At 73.5% G+C, this 15,541-nt stretch carries 12 protein-coding genes; 3 read left to right on the forward strand and 9 right to left on the reverse strand.

The window, feature by feature from the left end; genetic code table 11:
* Positions 1-191 precede the first annotated feature (191 nt).
* From ABEA93_RS31255 to ABEA93_RS31295, 9 genes are all read right to left on the reverse strand, one after another.
* Positions 192-533 carry a DUF4333 domain-containing protein gene (locus ABEA93_RS31255; protein ID WP_345679223.1) on the reverse strand — a complete coding sequence of 114 codons (342 nt, stop codon included), beginning with the start codon at positions 531-533 and terminating at the stop codon, positions 192-194.
* A gap of 88 nt (positions 534-621) precedes the next feature.
* Positions 622-3,492, reverse strand: a complete 2,871-nt coding sequence (locus ABEA93_RS31260; protein ID WP_345679224.1) for an FAD-binding and (Fe-S)-binding domain-containing protein — start codon at positions 3,490-3,492, stop codon at positions 622-624.
* A complete protein-coding gene (locus tag ABEA93_RS31265) occupies positions 3,489-4,439 on the reverse strand; it encodes an N-acetylmuramic acid 6-phosphate etherase (RefSeq protein WP_345679225.1) in 951 nt (316 codons plus the stop codon). The genes ABEA93_RS31260 and ABEA93_RS31265 overlap by 4 nt, the downstream gene beginning before the upstream one ends.
* Entirely contained in the window at positions 4,436-5,428 is a 993-nt protein-coding gene (locus ABEA93_RS31270) for a MurR/RpiR family transcriptional regulator (protein ID WP_345679226.1), read from the reverse strand. The genes ABEA93_RS31265 and ABEA93_RS31270 overlap by 4 nt, the downstream gene beginning before the upstream one ends.
* Complete coding sequence (locus ABEA93_RS31275; protein ID WP_345679227.1) at positions 5,425-6,570, reverse strand: ABC transporter ATP-binding protein; 1,146 nt, start codon at positions 6,568-6,570, stop codon at positions 5,425-5,427. The genes ABEA93_RS31270 and ABEA93_RS31275 overlap by 4 nt, the downstream gene beginning before the upstream one ends.
* Positions 6,554-7,651, reverse strand: a complete 1,098-nt coding sequence (locus ABEA93_RS31280; RefSeq protein WP_345679228.1) for an ABC transporter ATP-binding protein — start codon at positions 7,649-7,651, stop codon at positions 6,554-6,556. The genes ABEA93_RS31275 and ABEA93_RS31280 overlap by 17 nt, the downstream gene beginning before the upstream one ends.
* Positions 7,648-8,550, reverse strand: a complete 903-nt coding sequence (locus ABEA93_RS31285; RefSeq protein WP_345679229.1) for an ABC transporter permease — start codon at positions 8,548-8,550, stop codon at positions 7,648-7,650. The genes ABEA93_RS31280 and ABEA93_RS31285 overlap by 4 nt, the downstream gene beginning before the upstream one ends.
* Positions 8,547-9,509, reverse strand: coding sequence for an ABC transporter permease (locus tag ABEA93_RS31290; protein ID WP_345679230.1), 963 nt, complete (start codon positions 9,507-9,509; stop codon positions 8,547-8,549). Before ABEA93_RS31290 ends, ABEA93_RS31285 begins: the two co-directional genes overlap by 4 nt.
* Positions 9,510-9,624: 115 nt before the next feature.
* Positions 9,625-11,238 (reverse strand): ABC transporter substrate-binding protein, encoded by a 1,614-nt coding sequence (locus ABEA93_RS31295; RefSeq protein WP_345679231.1) that lies wholly within the window; start codon positions 11,236-11,238, stop codon positions 9,625-9,627.
* Between the two features lie 95 nt (positions 11,239-11,333).
* Between ABEA93_RS31295 and ABEA93_RS31300 the strand changes: the two genes are divergently transcribed.
* Genes ABEA93_RS31300 through ABEA93_RS31310 form a run of 3 tightly spaced genes read left to right on the forward strand, consistent with a single transcriptional unit; the run spans position 11,334 to position 15,381 of the window.
* On the forward strand, positions 11,334-12,515 hold the full coding sequence (locus ABEA93_RS31300) for a serine hydrolase domain-containing protein (RefSeq protein WP_345679232.1): 1,182 nt from the start codon (positions 11,334-11,336) through the stop codon (positions 12,513-12,515).
* A gap of 59 nt (positions 12,516-12,574) precedes the next feature.
* Positions 12,575-13,756, forward strand: coding sequence for an anhydro-N-acetylmuramic acid kinase (locus tag ABEA93_RS31305; RefSeq protein ID WP_345679317.1), 1,182 nt, complete (start codon positions 12,575-12,577; stop codon positions 13,754-13,756).
* Complete coding sequence (locus tag ABEA93_RS31310) at positions 13,753-15,381, forward strand: GNAT family N-acetyltransferase (RefSeq protein WP_345679233.1); 1,629 nt, start codon at positions 13,753-13,755, stop codon at positions 15,379-15,381. Before ABEA93_RS31305 ends, ABEA93_RS31310 begins: the two co-directional genes overlap by 4 nt.
* The last annotated feature ends 160 nt before the right edge of the window (positions 15,382-15,541 follow it).

The following is a 15,541-nucleotide window of genomic DNA, read 5'->3' on the forward strand; positions in this document are numbered from 1 at the left end:
TCAGCGGCGGCGCGGGCGGTCCCGCGGGCGGCGGAGGGCCGGTGCCGCCGGGCGGGTTCCCCGGCGGATAGGGCGGCGGGGCAGGCGGCTGAGTCACGGTTCCCGACGATAGCGCGCCCCCCTTGCCGCTCCCGCGATGTCCACTCCGCGCGGGGATCCCCGCGTATTGGGGATGCCGGGGACGCCCGGAGTCAGAACCGCGTCGGGTTGCCCAGGGTGATGTCGCCCTGGTCGGAGGAGATCGTGACCGGGACTTCGCCCATGCGCCCGTCCCAGAAGTGGCAGGTGAACCGAGTGCCGACCTTGACCACGATGGAAGCGGGGCAGCTCACCCTGGTGACGGGCGTGTCCCGGTAGCCCTGGACCTGGTCGGCCACCCGCTGCTGCAGCGCCCCGGGGTCCATGAGGCGCGGAGGTGGCGGCGAACCGAAGTCGCTGCCCGTCACTTTGACCGCCACCGCTACCGAGCAGGCGGCGATGACGAGCGAGGACGTTGCCATGACAAAACGCGCGGTGTTCTTCTGATCGGCCACGCGGACAGTCATATCTGCCCGTCCCCGGGCCGGCACACGCGGGTCTCCCGGGCCGTCGCCGAGGGGCGCGGCAAGGGCCCGCCCTGTCTTACGACATCGGGCGCGTCACGTCCTCGAGGAGTTCGAGGACGTGCCGGTACCGGTGCCCGGTGGCCCGGGTCATGCCGAGTTCGCAGGTCCGGTTCAGGGAGACGTGGGCGGATCCGGGGTGTGCGGCGACGGAGCGGGATTCCGCTGTCGTCGCGGATGCCGTCAATTCCGGGTGCAGGAGGCCGCGGTCGCCGGCGAAAGCGCAGCAGTCCCAGTCGTCCGGTTCCACGACGTCGTCCGCCGTCGCGGCGGCCACGCGGAGGAACGCCGCGCGGAGGTCGAGGCGGGTGGCGGAGCACGTGTGGTGGACCACCACGGAGGAAAGCCGCCGCGCGCTGGGCAGGCGCGGGAGGACGACGGCGTCGGTGAAGGCGACGGCGTCGACCACGGTGATGCCGTGTTCGGCGAGCACCTGGGTGAGGCCCTCGGTGCACGAGGCCGCGTCGACGACGACCGGCAGTGCTCCGTTGTCCGTGGCGTGCCGCAAGGCGGGGATGAGGCGGTCGCTCATGGCGGTGTGGCCGTCCGTCAGTCCCTTGGACTTCCACGGGGTTCCGCAGCAGAGCGAGGCGATGCCGGCGGGGATGCGGATGTCGACACCGGCCCGCTCGCACAGGGCGAGGAAGGCGTCGCGGACACCGCCGCCCGTGTCGTCGGCCCCGGCCGGGCCGAACATGGTGGTGACGCACGCCGGGAAGTAGACGGCTTGCGGGGCGGTCGCGGCACGTGCCTGGCGCGCGGTCCCGCCGCGCGGCAGTTCGGCCGACCAGGCGGGAATCGCTTCCGGCCCGAACACCGCCCGGCCTGCGGCCGCGACCGTGCGGGGCAGGCCCGCGGGCAGCGCGTCGGCGGTGGTCAGGGCGGCCGCGGCGGCCCGGGTGACGCCGTCCCAGTGCTTGGCGGCCGTGGTGCCGAGCTTCTGCGCGGAGCGGCCGAGCCGTTCGGCGCGCAGGCGTCGGGTGAGGTCGCCGGTGTCGATGAGGACGGGGCAAGCGGTCTGGCACATGCCGTCCACCGCGCAGGTGTCCACGCCGTCGTACTGGTACTCGTCTTCGAGGCGGGCCGCCAGTTCGGTGTCCCCGGCCGCCTGCGCGCGGGCGATCTCGCGGCGCAGCACGATGCGTTGCCGGGGTGTCAGGGTCAGGTCGCGGCTCGGGCAGCTCGGTTCGCAGTATCCGCATTCGACGCACCGGTCCACTTCGGCTTCCACGGTGGGGGTGGATTTGAGGTGGCCGAGGTGCACGGCCGGGTCGTCGGAGAGCAGGACGCCCGGGTTGAGAAGGCCTTGCGGGTCGATGAGTTGCTTGGTTTCGCGCATGACGTCGTACAGCTCGTCGCCGTATTGGCGGCGGACGTAGGGTGCCATGATGCGGCCGGTGCCGTGTTCGGCTTTGAGCGTGCCGCCGTGGCCGAGCACCAGGTCGACCATGTCCTCGGTGAACGCCAGGTACCGCTCGACGAGCCGGGGGTCGTCGAAGTCCTCGTTGAGGAGGAAGTGGATGTTGCCGTCTTTCGCGTGGCCGAAGATGACGCTGTCGGTATAGCGGTGGCGCCCGAACAGTTCGGTGAGTTCGGTGCACGCGGGCAGGAGGCGGTCGACGGGGACGGCGATGTCTTCGAGCAGCGCGGTGGTGCCCGAGGGGCGGGCGCCCGCGACTGTGGCGTACAGGCCCTTGCGGATGTGCCACAGGGCGGCGCGGGCTTCCGCCGAGCCGGTCAGGGCGGCGGGCTCGGCGAGCGGGAGTTCGCGGAGGAGGCGGTCGGCTGCCTCCACCCGTTCCCGGAGGGCTTCGGTGGTGGGCTGCTGGTGTTCGACGAGCAGGGCCGCGTGGGTGCGGAGGTCCAGGCGGCGCAGTCGGTCGGCGGCCTTCGGGTCGCGTTGCGCGACGCGCAGGCTTGTCGTGTCGAGGAGTTCGACGGCGGCGAACCCGGCGGCGACCAGGTCCGGCAGGGCCGCGGTCGCGGTCCTCAGGTCGTCGAAGAGCAGCAGACCGGTCGCGGTGTGCGGATGGGACGGCACGGTGCGGAAGGTGGCTTCGGCGACGAAGGCGAGCGTGCCTTCGCTGCCGATCACCAGGTGCGCGAGGATGTCGACCGGGCGGGTGTGGTCGACGAAGGAGTTCACGCCGTAGCCCATGGTGTTCTTGAGGGCGTACAGGCGGCGGATCGTCGCCAGCGACGACGGGTTCGAGCGGACCCGGTCGCGCAGCCGGACGAGTCCCGCGTGGACGGCCGGTTCGAGCGCGCGGAGGCGGTCGTCGGCGTCCGGCGCACCGGTGTCCACGACGGTGCCGCTCGGCAGGACGAGGACGGCCGACTCGAGCGTGCGGTACGTGTTGCTCTCGGTGCCGCAGGCCATGCCGCTGGAGTTGTTGGCGACGACCCCGCCGATGGTGCAGGCGGTCTCGCTGGCCGGGTCCGGGCCGAGCTTCCGGCCGTACCGGGCGAGCCGGGTGTTGACGGCGCGGACGGTCGCCCCGGGCTGGACCCGGACGCGCGCGCCGTCGTCGAGGACCTCGATGCCGCGGAAGTGGCGCCGGGTATCGACGAGTACCCCGTCGCCGCCGGCCTGCCCCGACAGGCTGGTGCCGCCGGAGCGGAACGTCACCGCCACGCCGTGCGCGGCGGTGGCCCGGAACAGGGCCGCCATGTGCGGGACATCCCGGGGCCGGACCACCGCCTGCGGCACGATCAGGTAGTGCGACGCGTCGTGCGCGGCGGCGAGCCGGTCGCTCGCCCGCGCCGCGACGGCGCCCGGCAGCACGCGGTCGAGGGCGTCCCGGAGGGCGGGATCGGCGGTGGGGAGACCGGTGAGCGGGCGGTCGGCGGCGGACCGCCGCCTGCGGCGGTGGGCGAGCGGCACGGTCACGTCCGCTTCGCCGGGGGGACGAGCGGGACGGGCCGTCCCTCCAACACGGCCAGTGCCCGGCGCACGTAGCCGCCGGCGTCGGCGAGCGCGGCCCGGCAGCGTTCGGGGCTCGGTGCGGGCACGTCGGAGCGGCGGGCCAGGAGGTAGACGACGGCGGTCTTGATGTCGCCGCACGCGTCGAGTGCCTCGGCGGCCTCCCCCCGGTCCGCGCCGGTGGCCTGGCCCAGGACTTCCAGCGAACGGCCGCGCAGCTTCGCGTTGGTGGCCTGGAGGTCGACCATGAGGTTCCCGTACGTGTGCCCGAGCCGCACCATCAGCGCGGTCGAGAACGTGTTCAGGATCAGCTTCTGGGCGCTGCCCGCCTTGAGCCGGGTCGAGCCGGTCAGCGCCTCGGGGCCGGTGTCGGCCACGAGGAGGTGGTCGGCCAGGTCGGCCAGCGGCGCGGACGGGTTGGAGGTCACCAGGGCGGTGGGGACGCCGAGGGCCCGGGCCGCGGTCAAGGCCGCGCCGACGTAGGGCGTGCGGCCGGAGGCCGCCAGGCCGATGACGACGTCCCCCGAGCGGATGTCGTCGGTGTCGGTGCCGTCCATGACGTCTTCGGCGTCTTCGACCGCGGTGACGAAGGCGCGGGCGCCGCCCGCCTGGTGGGCCACCACCGTGCCGGTGCTGCCGAAGGTGGGGGTGAGTTCGGCGGCGTCGAGGACGCCGAGGCGCCCGGAGGTCCCGGCGCCGTAGTAGTGGACGCGTCCGCCGGCTTCGACGCGGGCGGCCGACACGTCGACCAGCGCGGCGAGTTCGGGGAGCACGGCGGCGACGGCGCCGGGCACGCGGTCGTCCTCGGCGTTGATGAGCCGGACGAGTTCGAGCGTCGGCACGATGTCCAGGTCGTGGGTGCGGGTGTTGACCTCCTCGGTAGGGGAGATCACGCGGATGCGGGTCTGTTTCACGTGCGGTCTTCCTCCCAGGGGCCTTCGTCGATGTCGGCGCGGCGGCTGACGACGGCCCTGCGGGTGATTTCGAGCGCGGAGATCGCCCGGTCGTAGTTGCGTTGCGCGACGGCGGCGAACAGCACGTCGACGACGCTCAGGGCGGCGATCCGCGAGGCGGTCGCTCCGGAGCGGAACGTCGTCTCGCGGCCGGCGGTGGTGAGCAGCACGTCGGCGACGCCGGCGAGCGGCGAATGCGGTGCGCTGGTCAAGGCGATGGTGTGGGCGCCGCGGGCGGCCGCTTCGCCGATGGCGTCGACGGTGTCGAGCGTGGCGCCGGTGTGCGAGACGCCGATGGCGACGTCGTCCGGGCCGAGCAGGGCGGCCGCGGTGAGTGCGGCGTGCGTGTCGTGCCAGGCGTAGGCGATGAGCCCGATGCGGTGGAGCTTCTGCTGGAGGTCGAGGGCGATCACGGCGCTCGCGCCGACCCCGACGATGTCGATGCGGCGGGCCGCGGAAGTGAGGCGCACCGCCTCGGCCATCGCCGCGCGGTCGAGGATGCGGGCGGTGTCGGCGATCGCCTGCCGGTCGTGGTAGGTGATCGTGTCGATGATGGCGTCGAGGTCGTCGTCGCGGCCGATGTCGCCGCCGACCGTGCGCTTGCCGTCGGCGCGCTCTTGCTCGCGCCCCGACTCGGTGGCGAGGGCGACGCGCAGGTCGCGGTAGCCCTGCAGGCCGAGTTCGTGGCACAGGCGCAGCACGGTCGTCTCGGACGTCTGTGCGGCCCGCGCCAGTTCGGTGATCGTCTGGGCGGCGACCGTCGCCGGGTCGCGCAGGATGCACGCCGCGACCCGGCGCTTCGACGGCACCAGGGACGGTGCCAGGCCGCGCAGTCGCGTGAGCAGATCGTGGCGGCCGGACGGTGAGCCCGTCCGGGTGCCGGATGCCGCTGCCCGGTCCTCCGCGGCGGGATCCGCGGATGCCCCCTTGCGCGCAGTAGCCTTCGTCATTCCCCCGTCTCCTTCCCCACCCGTACGGCCGGTGCGGCCGTGTGCGCCGTCGCCTGCGCAGGTGATTGTGCAGCCTCCGCCGTTTCGGCGAAGCGGCGGCGCACCACATGGCAGGCGAGGCGGTGTTCCCCGGACGGCTGGGTGCCGTCCTTCCGGAACACCGGGACGGGGAGCAGCGCGGGCTCTTCGGTCCGGCACACGTCCTCGGCGAGCGGGCAGCGCGGGTGGAAACGGCAGCCCGTGGGCGGCGCGGCCGCGTCCGGCACCTCGCCGGTGACGCCGGTTTCGGCGACGGCCGCGTCCCTGGTGGGGTCGGGGATGAGCACGGCGGCTTGCAGGGCACGGGTGTAGGGGTGCAGCGGCTCGTCGGACACGGCGTCCCACGGGCCGATCTCGACGATCTTGCCGAGGTACATCACCGCGATCTCGTCGGCGAAGTGCCGCACCATGCCCAGGTCGTGCGAGATGAAGACGAACGTCAGCCCGAGTTCCTCGCGCAGGTGGACCAGGAGGTTCATGATCTCGGCGCGCACCGAGACGTCGAGCGCGGACACCGGTTCGTCGAGGACCAGGACGTCGGGGCGCACGGCGAGCGCGCGGGCGATGCCCAGGCGCTGGCGCTGGCCGCCGGACAGCTGGTGCGGGTAGCGCTCGGCGAGCGCCGCGACCAGGCCGACCTGTTCGAGGAGTTCCCCGACCCGGTCGGGTCCCGACGGCAGGCCGTGCACGTCGAGGACTTCGGCGAGTGCGGCGCCGACCCGCTGGCGGGGGTCGAGGGACGCGTAGGGGTCCTGGAAGACGAGCTGGATGGTCCGGCGCATGCGACGCAGCGGGCCCCGTTTGGCGTTGTCGATCCGGGTGCCGAGCACCTCCACGGTGCCGTCGTCGGGCCGTTCGAGCCGGGTCAGCAGGCGGGCCAGCGTCGACTTGCCGCAGCCGCTCTCGCCGACGATGCCCAGGACCCGGCCGCGTTCGACGCGGACGCTGACGTCGTCCAGCGCGTGGACGACGCCGCGGCCGGGCGAGCGGTAGTGCCGGACCACGCCGCGGACGTCGATGGCCGGGGTGTCGGCGGCACCGGCGGCGTCCGCGGCACTGCGGGAAACCTGCGGCGCCTCCGCGGTCTTACGCACCTTGCGCATGCGAGGTCACCTCCATCGGCGTGTTCTTCCACTCGTGCGGCGGGAACCAGCAGGCCGCGCTCGCGGACCCGCGGTTCACCAGGGGCGGTTCCTCCCGCGTGCAGCGGTCGGCGCGCTGCGGGCAGCGTGCCGCGAACGGGCAGCCGGGCGGCAGGTCGGACAGCAGGATCGGGGCGCCGCCGATCTGCGGCAGCAGGGCCTGGTGGGGGTGCTCCGGGGTGGGCAGCGACCGCAGGAGACCGCTGCTGTACGGGTGCTGCGGTTCGGTGAACAGGCTTCGGGTGCGGGAGAGTTCCGCGACGCGGCCGGCGTACATGACGGCGACGCGGTCGGCGATGCGGGCGACCACCCCCAGGTCGTGGGTGATCCACACGACGGCCAGTCCGTATTCGTCGCGGAGCCGGGCGACGGTGCCCAGGATCTGCTGCTGGATGGTGACGTCGAGCGCGGTGGTCGGCTCGTCCGCGATGAGCACCTTCGGCCGGGGGGCCAGGGCGCAGGCGATGAGGACGCGCTGCCGCATGCCGCCGGAAAGCTGGTGCGGGTACTGCCGCATCAGGGCCCGCGGCGACGGCAGCCCGACTTCGCCGAGGACTTCGAGGGCCCGTTCGTGGGCGTCCTCCTTGGACCAGCCGTGCGCGCGGAGGCCTTCGGTGACCTGCTTGCCGATGCGCATGACCGGGTTCAGGGAGGTCATCGGGTCCTGGTAGACCATGCCGATCTCCGCGCCGCGGACCTTGCGGCGCTCGTCCTCGGGGAGCGGCACCAGGTCGCGTCCTTCGAGGAGCACGCTGCCGCCGGTGACGTCGGCGCCGGCGGGCAGCAGGCCGGCGATGCTCAGCGCGGTGAACGACTTGCCGGAGCCGGATTCCCCGACCACGGCGACGGTTTCGCCGCGGGCGACGTCGAGGTCGACGCCGCGCAGGATCTCCAGGGGGCCGGACGCCGTGCGGACCGCGGTGCGCAGCCCGCGGACGGTCAGGACCGGGTCGCCGGTCGGCCGCGGCGCCGCTCCGGTGTCGCTCATCGGTGCACCGTTCTCGTGCGGCCCTGTGCGGGCCTTCGTCAGCTTGTCCGTCATGACCGCGACTCCCTCCGGGGATCGAGGGCGCTGCGCAGTCCGTCGCCGAGCAGGTTGAGGGCGATGACCGCGACGACGATCGCGAGGGCCGGGAACGTGAGCGTCCACCAGGCGTTCGCGACGGTGCTTCGGGCATCCGACACCATGAGGCCGAGGCTGGCCGCCGGCGGCTGGGTGCCCAGGCCGAGGAACGACAGCGACGATTCGGTGAGGATCGCCCAGGACAACGCGAGCGTCACCTGCACGACGATCGGGGCGCTGACGTTCGGCAGGACGTGCCGCAGCATGACGCGCGGGAGCGGTGTGCCCAGGACGCGCTGCGCCTTGATGTACTCGGCGTTGCCGACGGACAGCGTGGGTCCGCGGGACACCCGGGCGAAGATCGGCGTGTAGACGACGGCGATCGCGATCGCGGTGTTCTGCCAGCCGGTGCCGAGCGCCGTGACGACGGCGAGGGCCAGCAGGATCGCGGGGAACGCGAACAGGATGTCCACGAACCGGCTGACGACCTGGTCGACCCAGCCGCGGAAGAATCCCGCGCAGATGCCGAGCAGCGAGCCGATCACCGTGGCGATGGCGACGGACAGCACGGCCACGCGCAGCGAGGTCCAGATGCCGACCGCGACCCGCGCGGCGATGTCCCGGCCGAACTGGTCGGTTCCGAACCAGTAGGTGGCGGAGGGGCCTTGCAGGCGGTCGTCGGGATGCTGGGCGATGGGGTCGTGCGGCACCGCGCCGACCGCGCCGAGGACGGCGACCAGCACGAGGAATCCGGTGACGATCAGCCCGACCCGGCCGTTGCGGTCGCGCCAGACGCGGGCGAGCAGGCGGCTGCGGGTGGCGGCCGGTGCCGACGCCGGAACGGGCTCGGCCTCGGTGACGAGAGGTTGGATGCTCATGCCGCACGCGTCCTCGGGTCGATGGCCCGGTACAGCAGGTCCACGATCAGGTTGACCAGGACGAACAGCACGGCGATGACCAGCACCGTGCCTTGCACGACCGGGTAGTCGCGGTTGGTGATGGAGGTCAGCAGCAGCCGTCCCATGCCGGGGAGCGCGAAGATCTGCTCCACGATGACCGTGCCGCCCAGCAGGTAGCCGAACTGGATGCCGGTCAGGGTCACGATCGGGATCGTCGCGTTGCGCAGGATGTGGGCGCGGCGGATCCGGCCGGGGTGCAGGCCCTTGCCGCGGGCGGTGCGCACGTAGTCGGCTTCGGCCATCTCGACGTATTCCGAGCGGGTCGTGCGCATCACGTTGGCCGCGAACGGGATCGCGAGGACGAGCGACGGGTAGAAGACCTGGCTCAGGTTCTCCGAGACCGAGTTGGTCATCGGGATGAACGTGCCGGTGCTCGGGAAGTAGCTGAACACTTCGGCGAGGATCGTGACGACGGCGGTTCCGACGACGAACTCGGGGATGGCGAGGCCGACCAGGGCGGCGCCCTGGGTGGCGGTGTCGGAGGTGCGTCCGGCCCGGGCGCCCGCGAGGACGCCGAGCACGATGCCGGCCGCGGTGCCCATCAGGGCGGCCAGGGCGGCGATCTCGACGGTCACCGGCAGCGCGGTGCCGAGCAGCTCGGTGACCGCTTTGCCGCTGGTGGTGGAGAGTCCCAGGTCACCGTGCGCGATGCCGGAGATCCACGTCCACAGCTGCTCGAACCAGGACTTGTCGATGCCGTAGTAGTGGTTGAGGGATTCGCGCTGCGCCGGGGTCAGCGTGCCGGACTCGGTGCCGAGGGACGCGGTGACGGCGTCCCCGGGGATCGTGCGCAGCACCACGAAGACGACAACCGTCACCCCCAGCAGCGTGAGCACGGCGCCCCCGAACCGCGCGGCGAACCATCGCCAGGTCAACATGCGGTCGGCTCCTCTCGTGGTCGTGGTCGTGGTCGTGGTTGTCGTTGGGGTCGTGCGGTGGGGCCGGGGGCGCCCCGGCGCAGGCTCCGGTTCCCGCGCGCGGGGCGCCACCGGGTCACTTGACTGCTGCCAGCGAGGTCAGCAGTTCGTCCGGGCGCGGCGTGAAGCCCTGGACGCCGGACTTGACCATGTAATAGTCGTCCGAGCGGAACATCCACACCCACGGCGACTCGGTCAGCAGCTGCTTCTGGAGGTTGCCGTAGATGGTCTTCCGGGCCGCGTCGTCGTTGGTGGCGTTGCCCTGGGCGAGCAGGTCCGCCAGGGCCTGGGACTCCAGGCCCGCGGGCTTGCTCAGGCTGCCGCCGGCGCTGAAGTAGCGGCCGTACATCAGGTACGGGTCGTAGGAGCCGCCGTTGAGGGCGACCGCGGCCTCGTAGTCGGCGCCGAGCCACGCCTGCACGTACGGCGACGTGGGCAGCTGGCGCAGGTTGAGGCTGACGCCGATCTTGGCGAGCTGGGCCTGGAGGTTCTGGGCCTCGGCGCCCGCGGTGGCGTATTCGCCGGTCTCCACGATGGTGTCGAGGGAGAATCCGTTGCCGTAGCCGGCCGCCGCGAGCATCTGCTTGGCCTGGGCGGTGTCGCCGGGCTTGCAGGGCAGGCCGTCGGTGGCGGGGTACGGGAACGCCGGGCTGGTGATGGGCCCGGTGACCGTGCCGTCGCCGTAGGCCGCCGTCTTGAGGACCTGGTCCCGGTCGACCGCGCAGGCGATCGCCTGGCGGACCTGCTGGTTCTGCAGGGGTCCGCGGCGGCCGTTGAGCATCAGCGTGTGGTACGCCAGGGTCGGCTGTTTGACGAGGTCGAAGCCGCCGCCGGATCCGGCCTGCTGGGCGATGCCCGGGTCGGAGATCTGGCCGAGCTGGAAGGCGCCGGCCTTCATGCCGGACAGGATCGAGGCCTCGTCCGGGATCACCCGGAAGGTGAGGGTGTTGATCGCCGGGGCGCCGCCGTAGTAGGCGGCGTTGGAGGCCAGCACGACCTGCTGCCCCTGGTCCCACTGCTTCCAGGTGAAGGGGCCGGTGCCGTCGGGCTGCTTGCCGACGGTGCCCGCGGTGATGTCCTTGGCGCTCAGGATCGAGGTGTTCACCGACGAGAGCGAGTACAGCAGCGACGCGGCGGGCTTGCTCAGGTGGAGGACCACCGTGCCCTGGTCCGGGGCGTCGATGCCGGAGATGGCGGTCAGGTTGGAACGCCCGACCGCGCCGGTGGACTGGTTGAGGATCCGCTCGAGCGAGGCCTTGACGTCCGCCGACGTGAACGGCGTCCCGTCGTGCCAGGTCACGCCGGTACGGAGGGTGAACGTGACGGTCAGGTTGTCCGGCGCGATCGTCCAGGCCGAGGCCAGGTCGGGCTGGAGCGAACCGTCGGCGCCGGTCTTGACCAGCGACGAGTACACCAGGCCGAGCGTTTGCTGGGTCTGGAAGGCGGTGGCGAGCTGCGGGTCGAGCTTGTCGATGTCGCCCGTGCGGGCGACGGTGAAGGCCGAGACGCCGCCGCCGGACGACGACGAGGAGGAGCCGCTGCTGGGGGAGCAGGCGGCCAATCCCGTCGTGAGGGCGACGGCCGTGGCCGTGATGCCGGTCAGGAGGCGGAACCGGGAAGCGGGGCCTCTTCGGGTGCCGGAACGGGCTTTCCGAGCGGTCCCCCGACGCGGCGCGGTGCGAGCTGTCATGGCGACGTCCTTCGAAACAACGGAGCGGCGAACGGCCCTCACGTTAAATGTTCACCTGGATGACAGGCAATAGGTAAACCATTAACCTGTGGCACGTGCCACTCCCCCCGACACCCCCGCAGCCGGTCCGCCAGACGTCCGGCCCCCTGGCCGAGGCCGCCTCCGACCTGGTCGGAAGCACCTTCGACGGCCTCGCCCCGCCGGGCGCCCTCGTCGCCGTGGCCGCCCACGGAAAAGTCGCGTACGCGGCCACCGGCCATGCCCGCCGCTCCCCCGACGGCGCGGCGGCGCCGCACGAGCCGATGGGCTGGGACACCCGTACCGACGCCGGCTCGGTCACCAAGATCCTGGGCACCACCGCCGCCCTCATGACCTTGGCGAACCTCGGCCACCTCGGCGTCGACGACCCCGCGGCCCGCTACCTGCCCGGCCCCGATCCGGCCATCCGCCTGCGCGACCTGCTGGAGCACCGGGCGGGACTGCGGGAGTGGTGGCCGCTGTACCTCGACGGGCCCGGCGGCACCGAAGCCGCGGCCCGCGCGGCGCGGATCCCGCGACGGTACGCCGTGGGATCCGGGCGCCACTACTCCGACCTCGGCTTCATCCTGCTCGGTGAGGTCGTGGGGCGGATCGGCGGCGGCCTGGAGCGGTCGGTCGCCGAGCTGGTGATGACACCCTACGGGCTGACCGCGACCGGCTACCGGGCCCCGGTGCCGGGCGGGCCGGTCGCGGCCAGCTCGGCCGGCGACTGGGTCGAGCGCCGCATGATCGCGACGGGCACCCCGTACCCGGTCCCGGACACCATCGCGGCGGCCGCCGACGCCTTCCCCGGCTGGCGCGAGCACGACGTGGTCGGCGAGGTCAACGACGGCAACGCCTTCCATGCCTTCGAGGGCGCGGCCGGGCACGCCGGCCTGTTCACCACGGCCGCCGACCTGCTGCGCTTCGGCACCGGACTGTCCGACAGCCTGGCCGGGCGCGGCCCGATCCGCCCGGTCACCGCCGCGGCGTTCACCGCTCCGGGAGCCGACCCCGGCCAGGCGCTCGGCTTCCGGATCTGGCACGGCCCGTGGGGACGCGCACTCGGCCACACCGGCTTCCCCGGCGTGGCGGTCGCGGCCCTTCCGGACCGGGACGCCGCCGTCGCCATGATCACCAACCGCCTGCACGCCGTGCCGGCCGACGCGGGCAACCAGCCCGCGCTCACCGACCTGCGGCCGACCGAACCGATGTGGCTCCGCGTCCTCGCGGCGGCCGCCGACCACCTGGACCACTAGACACGGCTAGCCCGCGGCCGGCCCGGACCGGCCGCAGACCAAGGAGAAACCAGATGGACCTGACCGTCATCGGCATACTCTCCGGGACGTCGTACGACGCCGTCGACGCGGCCGTCGCCGACTTCGCGCTCGACGGGACCGACGTCGTCTGCCGGCCGCGCGGCACCTACAGCGCGGACATGCCCGACGACCTCCGCGCCCGCCTCGCCGCCGCCCTGCCCCCGCACTCCACCACGCTGTCCGAGGTGTGCCGCCTGGACACCGAACTGGGCAAGTTCTTCGGCACCGTCGCGGCCCGCGCCAACGACGAGGTCGCCGGCGGCGGCGCGCACCTCGTCGTCTCGCACGGCCAAACCGTGTACCACTGGGTCGACGGCGACCACGCCCTCGGCACGCTGCAGCTCGGCGCCGCCGCCTGGATCGCCGAGGCCACCGGCCTCACCACGGTCACCGACCTGCGCACCCGCGACATCACCCGGGGCGGCCACGCCGCACCGCTGGCCTCGACCCTCGACGAACTCCTGGTCCTCTCCGAGGACTCCGAGGCCTCCGGGGTGCGGCGCGGCTCGCTCAACCTCGGCGGCATCGCCAACATCACGGTCCGGGACCGCGACGGCCGGGTCATCGCCTACGACATCGGTCCGGCCAACGCGCTGATGGACTCGGCGGTCGTCGACGCCACCGGCGGAACCGAGCGGATGGACAAGGGGGGTGCCCGGGCCGCCCGCGGCACCGTCGACCCCAAGCTCCTCGACCGCCTTCTGGCCGAGCCCTACTACCGGCTCGCGCCGCCGAAGTCGACCGGCAAGGAACTCTTCCATGCCGATTACGTCCGGGACGCCCTCGACGGCCGGACCGTCGCCACCGACGACCTCCTCGCGACCCTGACCGAACTCACCGCACAGCTGGTCGTCGAGGCGTGCCGCGACCACGACGTCACCGAACTCGTCGTCGCGGGCGGAGGCGTGCGCAACCCGACGCTGATGCGGCGGATCGCGGACCTCGCCCCCGCCACCCGGATCCGCCCCATCGACGACTTCGGGCTTCCGGCGCAGGGCAAAGAGGCCTACCTGTTCGCCCTCCTCGGCTACCTCTCCGTGCACGGCCTCGAGGGCACCGTCCCGTCGGCCACCGGTGCCCGGCGCGGCGCCATCCTCGGGTCCCTCACCCCCGGCGCGCAGCCGATCGAACTCCCCCGCCCGGCCGCCGTGCGGCCCCGGCACATGCGCGTGATCGCATGACCACCGCGGGAGGCGTTGCCGCCGGCGTCGGACTGCGCACCGCCGGCGCCGGCGACCTGGCCGCCATGGCCGAGGTCTTCGTCCACGCGTGGCGGAGCGGATACCGCGGGGTCGTGCCCGACGAGGTCATCGACGCCATGGAACCGTCGGGTGTCGCCGGGGACTTGGCCGCGGGACTGGACAACCCGCGGCTGGCCACGGTGCTGGCGGTCGGCGCCGACGGGAGCCCGGTCGGTTTCACCCGGTTCGGCGAGGACGCCGAACACGTGGACGGCGCCTACCTCGCCGCGCTGTACGTCCACCCCGCGGCCGGCGGCCTCGGGGTCGGACGCACCCTCCTCCGCCACGCCCTCGACGCGATGCCCGACCGGGACGTCCGGCTGTGGGTCTTCGAGGCCAACTCCCGTGCCCGGGACGTGTACGAGCGGGCCGGCTTCCGCCTCGAAGGCCCGCGCCGCACCGACCCGCGCTGGCGAACGCCCCAAGTCCTCATGCGGCGTCCCGCCCGCAACCGGCCGCGCCCGCTTCCGCCGCTGCCCGACCTCGAACTGCCGCCGGTCGACGGGCTGTCCAGCGCGGTGGTCCGGCGTCCGCTGCGCCGGCCGTTCCGCACCGCGCTGCGGACCGTCCGCGCGCTGTCGGCCATCGAAGTGTCCCTGCACACGTCGTCCGGGATACGGGCCGTCGGCACCACCGTGGCGACGCCCGCCATCACCGGCGACACCGAGGAATCGATCCTCGCCGCCTTGCACGGCCCGATCACCCGCGCGCTCCGGCGCGGCCCGCGCACTCTCGCAGAGGCAGTGGACGCCATCGGTGCGGCAGCCGCCGGAGTGCCGTCGGCACGGGCCGCGGCGGATCTGGCGCTGCACCACCTCGCCGCGGAGTACGCCGGGCTCGGCGGCTCGGGCGATCCGGCCCCGGGCGGCGGTGCGGCGTCGGCCGGTGCGGCGTCGGGCGATCCGGCCGAGGCCGGATGGCTCCCGGCCTTGCTCGGCAACGCGGCGGCGCCGGTCCGGTCGGACCTGACGGTCAGCGTCGACAGTCCGTCGGCGATGGCCGCCGCGGCCCGCGAGGCCGTCGCCGAGGGCTTCGACACCCTCAAACTGAAGCTCGCCGACCCGGAGGCCGACGTCCAACGGGTGGCGGCGGTCCATGCCGCGCTCGGCGGCGGCGACCGCGCGACCGTGCTGCGCGTCGACGCCAACCAAGCATGGTCGCCCGCGGACGCGGTGCGGGTCCTGGACGGGATCGCCGCGCTCGGCATCGACCTCGAACTCGTCGAACAGCCGGTCCGCGCGGACGACATCGCGGGCCTCGCCGCGGTACGCCGGGCTTCCCCGTGGCCCGTCCTCGCCGACGAAAGCGTGTTCACCGCCGAGGACGTCCGGCGCATCGCCGACGCGTCGGCGGCGGACTTGGTCAACCTCAAGCTCCTCAAGTGCGGCGGCCTCGGCCCGGCCCGCGACGTGGTCGCCGCCTGCGCGGAGACCGGACTCGGCCTCGTCGTCGGCTGCATGCTCGAACCGGCCGAAGGCGTCGCCGCCGCCCGCCACTTGGCCGCGGCCGCGACGGAGGGGCCGATGGCCCACGACCTGGATGCGGGGTGGTGGGCGGCGGTGTGAGCCCGTTCGCACGCCCGCGCCGCCGCCGGATTCTCCGTCGGCGCACAGTCCGGGCACCGGGGCCGCGTCGCGGCCCGTTGCCCGCGCCCGGAACCGGCCTCCCGACCACGCCCCCCGTGGTCGGGAGGCCTCGGTCGGGTGCGGTGGATATCCGCGCCCC

This window comes from Yinghuangia aomiensis (assembly GCF_039542225.1).
In the GTDB taxonomy this organism is placed as follows: domain Bacteria; phylum Actinomycetota; class Actinomycetes; order Streptomycetales; family Streptomycetaceae; genus Yinghuangia; species Yinghuangia aomiensis.

Excerpts from the sequence above, each read along its gene's own strand:
- ABEA93_RS31290 (WP_345679230.1), bottom strand. The coding sequence starts at position 9,509 with ATGTTGACCTGGCGATGGTTCGCCGCGCGGTTCGGGGGCGCCGTGCTC.
- ABEA93_RS31310 (WP_345679233.1), top strand. The coding sequence starts at position 13,753 with ATGACCACCGCGGGAGGCGTTGCCGCCGGCGTCGGACTGCGCACCGCC.
- ABEA93_RS31280 (WP_345679228.1), bottom strand. The coding sequence starts at position 7,651 with ATGACGGACAAGCTGACGAAGGCCCGCACAGGGCCGCACGAGAACGGT.
- ABEA93_RS31285 (WP_345679229.1), bottom strand. The coding sequence starts at position 8,550 with ATGAGCATCCAACCTCTCGTCACCGAGGCCGAGCCCGTTCCGGCGTCG.
- ABEA93_RS31270 (WP_345679226.1), bottom strand. The coding sequence starts at position 5,428 with ATGACGAAGGCTACTGCGCGCAAGGGGGCATCCGCGGATCCCGCCGCG.
- ABEA93_RS31295 (WP_345679231.1), bottom strand. The coding sequence starts at position 11,238 with ATGACAGCTCGCACCGCGCCGCGTCGGGGGACCGCTCGGAAAGCCCGT.
- ABEA93_RS31275 (WP_345679227.1), bottom strand. The coding sequence starts at position 6,570 with ATGCGCAAGGTGCGTAAGACCGCGGAGGCGCCGCAGGTTTCCCGCAGT.